General features: G+C 65.3%; 11 protein-coding genes. 3 read left to right on the forward strand and 8 right to left on the reverse strand.

Features of this window, described 5'->3' with window-relative positions:
* The coding region (locus Q1W68_RS08960) for an FAD-dependent monooxygenase (RefSeq protein ID WP_300716267.1) at window positions 1-679 on the reverse strand (679 nt) is incomplete at its 3' end.
* Between the two features lie 138 nt (window positions 680-817).
* Here Q1W68_RS08960 and Q1W68_RS08965 point away from each other — a divergent pair.
* Window positions 818-1,600 (forward strand): IclR family transcriptional regulator C-terminal domain-containing protein, encoded by a 783-nt coding sequence (locus Q1W68_RS08965; RefSeq protein WP_300649973.1) that lies wholly within the window; start codon window positions 818-820, stop codon window positions 1,598-1,600.
* 6 nt (window positions 1,601-1,606) lie between these two features.
* Here the strand turns inward: Q1W68_RS08965 and Q1W68_RS08970 are convergent, their stop codons facing one another.
* The 7 genes from Q1W68_RS08970 to Q1W68_RS09000 form a co-directional block, all read right to left on the reverse strand.
* Window positions 1,607-2,329 carry an ABC transporter ATP-binding protein gene (locus Q1W68_RS08970; protein ID WP_300716269.1) on the reverse strand — a complete coding sequence of 241 codons (723 nt, stop codon included), beginning with the start codon at window positions 2,327-2,329 and terminating at the stop codon, window positions 1,607-1,609.
* On the reverse strand, window positions 2,329-3,090 hold the full coding sequence (locus Q1W68_RS08975) for an ABC transporter ATP-binding protein (RefSeq protein ID WP_300716270.1): 762 nt from the start codon (window positions 3,088-3,090) through the stop codon (window positions 2,329-2,331). The genes Q1W68_RS08970 and Q1W68_RS08975 overlap by 1 nt, the downstream gene beginning before the upstream one ends.
* Window positions 3,087-4,079 (reverse strand): branched-chain amino acid ABC transporter permease, encoded by a 993-nt coding sequence (locus Q1W68_RS08980; protein WP_300716272.1) that lies wholly within the window; start codon window positions 4,077-4,079, stop codon window positions 3,087-3,089. The genes Q1W68_RS08975 and Q1W68_RS08980 overlap by 4 nt, the downstream gene beginning before the upstream one ends.
* Entirely contained in the window at window positions 4,076-4,939 is an 864-nt protein-coding gene (locus Q1W68_RS08985; RefSeq protein ID WP_300716274.1) for a branched-chain amino acid ABC transporter permease, read from the reverse strand. Before Q1W68_RS08985 ends, Q1W68_RS08980 begins: the two co-directional genes overlap by 4 nt.
* Before the next feature lie 112 nt (window positions 4,940-5,051).
* A complete protein-coding gene (locus tag Q1W68_RS08990) occupies window positions 5,052-6,239 on the reverse strand; it encodes an ABC transporter substrate-binding protein (protein WP_300716275.1) in 1,188 nt (395 codons plus the stop codon).
* Window positions 6,240-6,371: 132 nt separating this feature from the next.
* Window positions 6,372-6,845 (reverse strand): flavodoxin domain-containing protein, encoded by a 474-nt coding sequence (locus tag Q1W68_RS08995; RefSeq protein WP_300659499.1) that lies wholly within the window; start codon window positions 6,843-6,845, stop codon window positions 6,372-6,374.
* Window positions 6,846-6,865: 20 nt separating this feature from the next.
* Window positions 6,866-7,789: a LysR family transcriptional regulator gene (locus tag Q1W68_RS09000; protein ID WP_300653968.1), complete on the reverse strand. Its 924-nt coding sequence runs from the start codon at window positions 7,787-7,789 to the stop codon at window positions 6,866-6,868.
* Between the two features lie 110 nt (window positions 7,790-7,899).
* Between Q1W68_RS09000 and Q1W68_RS09005 the strand changes: the two genes are divergently transcribed.
* Window positions 7,900-9,075, forward strand: coding sequence for a M20 aminoacylase family protein (locus Q1W68_RS09005; RefSeq protein WP_300716278.1), 1,176 nt, complete (start codon window positions 7,900-7,902; stop codon window positions 9,073-9,075).
* Window positions 9,076-9,092: 17 nt separating this feature from the next.
* Window positions 9,093-9,862 (forward strand): tripartite tricarboxylate transporter substrate binding protein (locus Q1W68_RS09010; RefSeq protein WP_300716280.1); only part of this gene is annotated, 770 nt, incomplete at its 3' end.

Genomic DNA, 9,862 nt, shown 5'->3' on the forward strand with positions numbered 1-9,862 from the left:
GGCACTGCACGTAGTAGCGGCTGCGCGTGAGGCTGCGCATGGAGCACAGGCCGAAGCCGCGCTCGCTGTTGGCGTAAACGATGGCGTGGGTGGACACCGGCGGCACATCGGCCAGCACACCGAGCCAGCCGAAGGGGTAGACCTTCTCGTACTCGGTGATGGCGCCCTCGGGCACGCTGGCACGGCACACGCCGTGGAAACCGTCGCAGCCGGCGATGAAATCGCACAGCACTTCGTGCGTCTGGCCATCTTTCTCGTAACGCACCACCGGGTGGTCGGTGTCGAAGTCGTTCACCGTCACGTTGCCCGCGCTGTAGATGGTGGTCAGGCCGGCGGCGCTGCGGGCGTCCATCAGGTCGCGTGTCACCTCGGTCTGGCCGTAGGCCGTGACCACCTTGCCGCCGGTGAGGCCGTGCACGTCGATTGGATGGCGGGTGTTGGCAAAGACCAGCTCGATGCTGTGGTGCACCGTGCCTTCGGCTTTCACACGCTCGCCCACGCCGGCCTCGGCCAGCAGGTCGACCGTGATCTGTTCCAGGATGCCGGCGCGGATGCGGCTCAGCACGTAGTCGCCGCTCTGACGCTCGATGACGATGTTGTCGATGCCGGCTTTGTGCAGCAACTGACCGAGCAGCAGGCCCGATGGGCCGGCGCCGATGATGGCGACCTGGGTACGCATGACTTGTCTCCTGATGGGAATCCCCAAGCGTAGAAACCCGGGGCTCGCAACACAATCGCTCGCGATCAAGCTTGCGCGATGAACGGACGACTTGTGCGATCACCGCGCAATATGGGGCGGGCAGCGCATAATCCGGCCATGAATGAATCCGCACACCCCATCGCCAAGGCCGATTTCATCGAAGGCATGGCCAAGGGCATGGCGGTGCTGGAGAGCTTCGACACCCAGCGCCAGCGGCTCAACGCCACACAGGCGGCCGAGCGCGCGGGCCTCACGCGCGCAGCCGCGAGGCGCCACCTGCTCACGCTGGCCCACCTCGGTTACCTGGACACCGACGGCAGCCATTACTGGCTCTCGGCCAAGGTGCTGCGGTTTTCGGGGAGCTACCTCGCCTCGGCACGCCTGCCGCGCCTGTTGCAACCCACCTTGAATCGACTCGCTGCTCTCACGCGGGACTCGTTTTCAGCGGCGGTGCTGGACGGGGACGAGGTGGTGATCGTGGCGCGCAACGTGTCCATCGGCGGCCAGCGGCTCATGGCCTACGGGCTGCACCTCGGCGCGCGCCTGCCAGCGCACGCCACGTCCACAGGGCGCGTGTTGCTCGCGGCCATGCCCAGGACCGAGTTCGCCACCTGGCTCAAGGGGCGCGAACTGCCTCGGCTCACGCCGCACACGGCGGTGGACCACAAGGCGTTCAAAGTCCTCATCGCCGAGGTGCGCAACCAAGACTTGGCCGTCGCGCGCGAGGAGCACGAGCTGGGCGTGTTTGCGCTGGCGGTGCCGCTGCGCAACCTGCAGGGCAAGGCGGTCGCGGCGCTGAATGTGGTGTCTTCCGCCGACCGCATGGATTCGCCCGAGTTCCTGCGCGACATGCTGCCGCTCCTGCAAGACGCCGCGCGCGAGCTGCGACCGCTGCTCTGACCCGGCTCACACGCCCAGGTACTGTTCCAGCAGTTCGGGCTTGGACAGGAGTTCTTCGGAACTGCCTTCGAACACCACCTCGCCCTTGACCAGGATCACGTTGCGGTCGGTGATCTGGGTGACGTGTTTCCAGTTCTTGTCCACGATGATGCTGCTGATGCCGCTCTCGCGGATCAGGCCGCAAATGCGCCAGATCTCGCGCGCGATCAGCGGCGCCAGGCCTTCGGTGGCTTCGTCGAGGATCAGCAGGTCGGGGTTGGTCATGAGCGCACGGCCGATGGTGAGCATCTGCTGCTCGCCGCCGCTGAGCTGCTGCCCGCCGTGGTTCAGGCGCTCGGCCAGGCGCGGGAACGTTTCCAGCACGCGCTCGTAGGTCCAGTCGCGCTGTCCCTTGGTGCCGGCCCGCGCCGACATCACCAGGTTTTCCCTCACGCTCAGGTTGCCGAAGATGCCACGGCCCTCGGGCACGTAGGCCAGGCCCAGGCGGGCGATCTCGAACGTGGGTGCGCCGGTCATGTCGCGGCCTTTCACATGCACCTGGCCGCCACTGGGCTTGACGATGCCCATGATGGATTTGAGCAGCGTGGACTTGCCCATGCCGTTGCGGCCCATCAGGCCGATCGTCTGGCCCTGGCCGACGGTGAAGTCGATGCCGCGCAGGATGTGGCTGGCGCCGTAGTGGGTGTTGAGACCCTTGGCCTCCACCAATGCGTTCGTCGCTGCGCTCATCAGTGTTCCTCACCCAGGTAGGCTGCTTGTACGGAAGCATCGGCGCGCACCTGCGCGGGCGTGCCGCTGGCGATGACCTGGCCGTTCACCATCACGGTGAGCTGGTCGGCCAGCGTGAAGACGGCGTCCATGTCGTGTTCCACCAGCATGATGGCGTGGTCGTTCTTCAGACGCAGCAGCAGCGCCACCATGCTCTCGGCCTCAGCCTGGCCCATGCCGGCCAGGGGTTCGTCGAGCAGCAGCACGGTGGGCTCGGTGGCCAAGGTCATGGCGATCTCCAGCTGGCGCTGCTCGCCGTGGCTGGTGGTGCCTGCGACCACGCTGGCGCGGTTCGTGAGGCCGGCGAGTTCGAGCGCACGCTCGCAGCGCTCGTTGACCGCACCCATGGCGCTGGCCGAAGACACCCAGCGCAGCGGGTTCCACGGCGCGTGCCGCTCGCGCGACTGCGCGGCCAGGCGCACGTTGTCCCACACGGTGAAGGGCAGGAAGATGTTGGTCTTCTGGTAGCTGCGGCCCAGGCCCAGGCGCGAGATTTTTTCGGGGCTCTTGCCGGCGGTCTCCACGCCGTTGAGCGTGATGCGGCCCGAGGTGGGCGGCAGGTCGCCCGAGAGCAAATTGGTCAACGTGGACTTGCCCGCGCCGTTGGGGCCGATCACCGCGTGGATGCGTCCGCGGTGCAGGTCGACCGACACGTCGTTGACAGCGGCCAGACCACCAAAGCGTTTGGTGAGGTTGTGGGCCGACAGGAGAAGTTCGCTCATGCCTTCCCCCGTTTGCTGCTGAAGCGTTCCACCAAGCCCAGCAAACCGCGCGGTGCAAACACCACCACCAGCACGATGAACGTGCCCATGAGCAGCTGCCAGTGTTTGGTGAGGTCCTTGAAGAAGTGCATCACGTACTCGAACGCGAAGGCCCCCACAATGGCCCCGGCGAAGTTGCCCATGCCGCCGAGGATAACCATCATGATGGCGTGTGCGCTCATGTGAAAACCCATCAGCTCGGGGTTCACGTAGCCGGTCTGCGCGGCCCACAGAAAGCCCGCCACACCAGCCAGCGCACCGGCCAGCGTGAAAGCCGCGAGCTTGTAGCCGAAGGTGCCGTAGCCCACCGCGCGCATGCGGTGCTCGTTCACGCGGATGCCGGCGAGCACGCGGCCAAACGGCGAGAACAGCAGCCGGCGCAGGAAGGCGTAGACCAGCACGAGCAGCAGCAGCGTGAAGTAATAGAAAGTGGTCTTGTTTTCCAGGTCGATGCCGGTCCAGCCGAACACCGAGGCGTCGGGCCGGAAGTTCACGTAGACACCGTCTGAGCCGCCGAGCGCCTTGTTGTCGAAGAACAGGAAGAACACCATCTGCGCGAACGCCATGGTGACCATGATGAAGTAGATGCCGTGGGTGCGCACCACGAAGAAGCCGATGATGAGCGCGGCCAGCCCCGCGCCCAGCGCCGAGACGGGCAGGGCCCACCACAGGCTGATGGGTGCATCGGCCGGAGTGAGGAAAGCCAGCGCATAACCGGCGAGGCCAAAGTAGGCCGCGTGGCCGAGCGACACCAGGCCGCTGACGCCCTGCAGCAGATCCAGGCTCATGGCGAAAATCGCCAGGATCATCATCTGCGAGAGCATCTGAAGGTAGAAGTCGCCACCGGTCAGGGGAATGAGGGGAAATGCGGCGAGTGCGATGGCACCCAGCACCAGGATGGCCTGGATGCTGCGCGGCAGCTTCTCAAGTTGGGCTTTCGGAGAACTCATTGTTTGAAGAGCCCTTCGGGCTTGTAGAGCAGCACGAGTGCCATCAACATGTAGACCGCCATGCCGGCGATCTGCGGCACGAGCACCTTGCCAAAGGTATCGACCAGGCCCACGAGCAAGGCGGCCACGAGCGCACCGCGCACCGAGCCGATGCCGCCGATGACCACCACCACGAAACACATGATCAATACCGAGCTGCCCATGCCGGGGTAGACGCTGGCAATGGGCGCGGCGATCATGCCGGCGATGGCGGCCAGCGCCACGCCCAGCGCAAACACCACACCATGGATCAGCCGGATGTTGATGCCCAGCGATTCGGTCATTTCGCGGTTGAAGGCACCGGCCCGGATCTTCATGCCCAGGCGGGTCTTGGAGATCAGCAGGTACAGGCCGAGGGCCAGTGCGATGCACACGCCCGACATCACCAGCCGGTACACCGGGTAGGAGAGGTTCTCGGTCAGCGGGATCGACCAGTTCAGCACCTCGGGCACCTGCACCGCGTGCACGTCGTCGCCCCAGAGGATGGAGCGCACCTCTTCAAAGATGTAGATCAGGCCGAAGGTGAGCAGCACCTGGTCGAGGTGGTCGCGGTGGTAGAAGTGCCGGAACAGCGACCACTCCAGCAGCCAGCCCAACGCCACGGCGATCACCGTGCCCAGCACGATGGCCAGCACCAGGCTGTCCAGCTGGCGGACCAGAAACCACGCGAGGTAGGCACCCAGCATGTAGAAGCTGCCGTGCGCCAGGTTGACCACGCCCATGATCCCGAAGATCAGCGTGAGGCCGGCGGCCAGCATGAACAGCAACAGGCCGTATTGCAGGCTGTTGAGCAACTGGATCAGGAAGTTGGCGAAATCCATGGGCGATCGGGTGGTTGGACGGAGCGCGGGAGCGTGCAAAAAACAGGCCAGCGCCCGAGGGGCGCCGGCCTGGGGTGGGACCAGCCCGCGGTGGGCGAGCGTCCGCCCGGCTTCAGGCCATGCGGCAGCCGGTGGCCGGATCGGCCACGGCCTTTTGCGCGACGCCGATCACCTTGTTTTCCTTGTTTTCCACTTTGCGCAGGTACATGTCCTGGATCGGGTTGTGGGCTGCGCTCATCTTCCATTTGCCGCGCGGGCTGTCGATTTCGGCGCCGTTCATGGCGGCGTACAAGGCCGGCTTGTTGTTCAGGTCGCCCTTGACCGCATTCGCGCCCTTGATCAGCAGCAGGCCCGTGTCGTAGCCCTGCACCGCGTACACGTCGGGCTGCAGGCGGAACGTCTTGGCGTAGTCCAGGCGGAATTTCTTGTTGCGCGGCGTGTCCAGCGAATCGCTGTAGTGCATGGTGGTGAGCACACCGTTGGCGGCGTCACCCGCGGCTTCGAGCACACCCTCGGTCAGGAAGCCGGAACCGTAGAGCTGGATGTTCTTGTTCAGACCGGCCGCAGCAAAGTCGCGCAGGAACTTGGCCGCGCCGCCACCGGCGAAGAAGCAAGCCACCGCGTCGGGATTGAGCGAGGCGATTTCGGTCAGCAGCGCCTGGAACTCCACGTTCGGGAACGGCAGACCCAGCTTCTTGACGATGGTGCCGCCGGCTTCGGTGTAGCTCTTCTCGAAGCCTTCAAAGGCCTCGTCGCCAGCGGCGTAGTTCCAGGTGATCCACACGGCCTTCTTGTGGCCGCGCTCCATCATGGCCTTGCCCAGCGCCAGCGTGGGCTGGGAGTTGGTGAACGAGGTGCGGAACACGTTGGGCGCGCACTGCGCGCGGGTGGCCACATGCACGCCGGCGTTCGGGATCAGGCTGAGCACGCCGCTGTCGCGCGCCACCTTGTGGATGCCCATCTGCACACCCGAGTGAACCGTGCCCACGAGCACGTCGACCTTGTCGCGCTGCACCAGGCGGGTGGCGTTCTCGATGCCCTTGGCCGGGTTCGATTCGTCGTCCACCTTGAAGAACTCGACCTCGCGGCCGCCGAGCTTGCCGCCCTGTTCGTTGAGCGCCATGCGGAATCCGTTTTCAATCGCCACGCCCAACTGAGCGAAGGTGCCGGTGTACGGCAGCATGAAACCCACGCGGACCTTGTCCGACTGTGCGCGCGCGAGTTCGGGCAGCAACAGGCCGGTGGACGCGGCGCCGATCACGGCAGCGCTGCGGGTCAGGACAAGTCGGCGAGTGGTCATAGGGGATCTCCAGGTGGGTTGGCAGAAAACGAAGCTGGCTGGGCCACTGTAGACGGGAGGGTATCCGTTGACGATCCAGAATTACCCGTACTTGAGGCTTGAACTATTCAGATGTGAACCTGACGGCTGAACTCAGTCGGTGGTGGCCAGCGCGAGAGCCAGCCATTCGCGTGCCCAGGCCGTGCACACCACCTCGGGCTCGGTGCCGGCCGAGGCGTCGTGGCGGAACACCTCACCGATGCGGACCGCGCCCAGGTCGGTCAGGCGTTCGTCGAAGCGCAGACCGCCGTTGCAAAAGGTCTGCGGGTAAACGCTGTCGCCCAGGGCAATCACGCCGTAGCGCACCTGGCCCAGGTACTTGGGTTGGCTGGACAGGGATTCGTAGAGATGGCGGGCGTTGTCGGGCACATCGCCAGCGCCGTAGGTGGATGAGCAGATGACGTAAAGTGCATCTTCCTCAAACACCGAAATGTCGAGTCCGTCCATCATGCGGACTTCGATGACGGGCACCAGATCCGTGCAATCCATCTCGATGGCCTGTGCCACGTACTCGGCGGTGTTGGTCATTGTGCCGACCAGGATGAGGAGTTTCGAAGGGATGCTCATAGGGGTATAGGCAATATACTTCATGTTTCCCTTGCGGCCACCCGGGGAAACCCCGACAACGCGGCGCCGGTCCAGTGCGGCAGCTGTTCGCGCAGGATGCGCAGTGCGGGTGCTGCCTCGCGCTGGGCCAACGTGACCATCCCGAAACGCCCTTGGGCATCGAGGCTGGGTGAAACATCGAGCTGGATCAGATCCGCCGCCACGGCGTTCACCGTGAGCACGACGGCGTTGCTACGTCGCGCCACCTCGACGATGCTCAATGTTTCGTCGCAGCGAAGGGTGACCATGTCGTCCGGGTTGGCCTGCGGGCCGTAGCGGTTGATCATCAGGCGGGCGACTTCATCGCTCAGCGGTGTCGAGGCCACCGGATACGCCATCACCTCCTCCAGGCTGACGGCACGGCCCATGAGGGACAGTGGATGGTCCTGGCGGACCAGAAAACCCGCCGCCAACTCGAACGTGAGTGTCACCTGCAAGTCGGCCGAGGGCCGCATGTCTCGGATGTCGACGATGGCGGCGTCCAGGTGCTGCGCACGCAGCGCGTCGAGCAACACGGCGGTGTTCCCGCGTGAAATCCGAACCTGCAACCGGGGGTGGTGCTCGGCCATGTGCAACATCAGCGGCGTGCTCAGCAGCGCGCCCGGCGCAGAGCTCAGCCCCACACGAAGCTGGCCGATCAGCCCGGCGTGCAGGCCTTTGCCCGTTTGCCGGAGCGCCTCGGCATCGCTGACCAGACGCCGTGCGCGCGCCAGCACCTCATGGCCGAACGGCGTCAATGCGATGCGCCGGCCAAGCCGGTCGAACAGAGGGCCGCCGAGTTCGTCTTCCAGCGCGCGGATGCTGCGGGTCAGCGCCGGCTGGGTGAGGAACAGGGCAGTGGACGCCTGCACGAACGAACCCATGTCCACCAACGCCACGAAATGCCTCAGTTGCACCAGCGTCATCCTGAAATCCTCAGTGAAAGTTATGGATTGTTGATCTGCAATGCATTGGACTTTAAAACAAGCGCTTCCTAACATGCAACAAAGTTCATGTACCCACTGGAGCAACGGCCTTGGAACGACTCAGCGATCAAGCGGTTCAGGAGTTCATCGCGCTGCGGCGCGACATCCACCAGCACCCGGAGCTGGCCTTTGACGAGCACCGCACCAGCGCGCTCGTGGCGCAGAAGCTTCAGGCCATGGGCTGCGCCGTCACCACCGGTCTGGGCGGCACCGGGGTGGTGGGGCAATTGCGGCGAGGCAGCTCGGAGCGCACGATCGGCCTGCGCGCCGACATGGATGCGCTGCCGATCGTCGAAGCCACCGGCACCGACTGGACCAGCTGCCACCACGGCGTGATGCACGCCTGCGGACACGACGGCCACACCGCCATGCTGCTGGCTGCCGCACAGCACCTGGCAGAAGAGGGAGCTTTTGACGGCACGCTCAACCTGATCTTCCAGCCCGCCGAAGAGGGCGGCGGGGGCGCGCTGAAGATGATGAGCGACGGCCTGTTCGAGCGCTTTCCCTGCGACGCGATCTTTGCCATGCACAACATGCCGGGCCACGCACAGGGCCAGCTGGTGTTCCGCAGTGGAGCCGCGATGGCGTCTTCCGACTACGCCACGGTCACACTGCACGGTGTGGGCGGCCATGGCGCCATGCCCCACAAAACCACCGATGTCGTGGTGGCGGCGGCCTCCATCGTCATGGCGCTGCAAACCGTCGTCTCGCGCCATGTGGATCCTTTGCAGCCAGCGGTTGTCACCGTGGGAGCCGTGCACGCCGGTCAGGCCAACAACGTGATCCCGGCCACGGCGCGCCTGGAACTCAGCGTGCGCGCGCTGGACCCGCAAGTGCGTTCGAGCATTGAAGGACGCATCCGCGAACTGGTGCGCCTGCAGGCCGAAAGCTTTGGTGTGCGCGCCGAGCTGGACTGGCGTCCCGGCTATGCGGTGCTGGTCAACGACGCACTGCAGACCGAACGCGCTCTGGCGGTGGCGCGGGCGCATTTCCCGCCCTCGCAGGTGGTGGCCCAGGGCCCCCTGCTCACCGGCAGCGAAGACTTTGCCTTCATGTTGGAGCGCGTCCCCGGTTGCTACCTGCTCATCGGCAACGGCACCGGCCAGGAGCCCGGCGCCTGCATGGTGCACAACCCCGCCTACGACTTCAACGACCACAACATCGCCACCGGCTCCGCCTATTGGATCGCGCTGGTGAACGAACTGCTTTCCCCCACCCACCCCTGAAACCACCGGAGACGCCCATGAACAGCCCCCTCAAGACCCTGATGGCCGCTGCCGCCATCGCCCTGGCCAGCCTGTCCGGCGCGGCCCTGGCCCAGAGTTACCCCACCCGACCGGTGACGCTGATGGTTCCTTACCCGGCGGGCGGCCTGTCGGACGTGATCGCGCGCTCGGTCAACAACACCTTGGGCAAGCAGCTCGGCCAGCCAGTCGTCATTGAAAACCTGGGCGGTGCCAGCGGATCGATTGCCGCGCAAAAGGTGCTCAACGGCGCCAGCGACGGTTACACGGTGTTCCAGGGCTCGCCCAATGAGCTCATCCTGGCCCCGTTGGCCATCGCCTCCATCAAGTTCAAAAGCGAAGACTTCCGCCTGGTGCAGATGATCGCCACCGCGCAGATCGCCTTCCTGGCCCGCAAGGACTTCCCCGCCAGCACGGTGGACGAGTTCCTGGACCAGGCCCGCAAGGCCGCGCAGCAAGGCCGTCCCCTGACCTACGCCAGCGTCGGCCCGGGCTCGTTCTACCACCTGCTCGGCGAGCACCTGTCCAAGGTCACCGGCATTCCCATGGTCCATGTGCCCTACAAGGGCGCAGCCCCGGCCGAGCAGGACCTGCTGGCCAGCCAGGTCGACTTTTTCCTGGCGCCGTACGGCAAGAAGTACGACGACATGCACAAGAGCGGCCGCGTCAAGGTGCTGGCCATGCTCAACAGCGAGCGGCTGGACAACGTGAAGAGCTACCCCGCCATCACCGAGAGCACCCAGCTCAAGAACTTCACCTTCAACATCTG

Origin of the sequence: Hydrogenophaga sp., assembly GCF_030158645.1 — a bacterium.
Classification (GTDB): Bacteria; Pseudomonadota; Gammaproteobacteria; order Burkholderiales; family Burkholderiaceae_C; genus Hydrogenophaga.

Coding starts and splice junctions, on each gene's coding strand:
- Q1W68_RS08965 (WP_300649973.1), top strand. CDS start 818: ATGAATGAATCCGCACACCCCATCGCCAAGGCCGATTTCATCGAAGGC.
- Q1W68_RS08970 (WP_300716269.1), bottom strand. CDS start 2,329: ATGAGCGCAGCGACGAACGCATTGGTGGAGGCCAAGGGTCTCAACACC.
- Q1W68_RS08975 (WP_300716270.1), bottom strand. CDS start 3,090: ATGAGCGAACTTCTCCTGTCGGCCCACAACCTCACCAAACGCTTTGGT.
- Q1W68_RS08980 (WP_300716272.1), bottom strand. CDS start 4,079: ATGAGTTCTCCGAAAGCCCAACTTGAGAAGCTGCCGCGCAGCATCCAG.
- Q1W68_RS08985 (WP_300716274.1), bottom strand. CDS start 4,939: ATGGATTTCGCCAACTTCCTGATCCAGTTGCTCAACAGCCTGCAATAC.
- Q1W68_RS08990 (WP_300716275.1), bottom strand. CDS start 6,239: ATGACCACTCGCCGACTTGTCCTGACCCGCAGCGCTGCCGTGATCGGC.
- Q1W68_RS08995 (WP_300659499.1), bottom strand. CDS start 6,845: ATGAGCATCCCTTCGAAACTCCTCATCCTGGTCGGCACAATGACCAAC.
- Q1W68_RS09000 (WP_300653968.1), bottom strand. CDS start 7,789: ATGACGCTGGTGCAACTGAGGCATTTCGTGGCGTTGGTGGACATGGGT.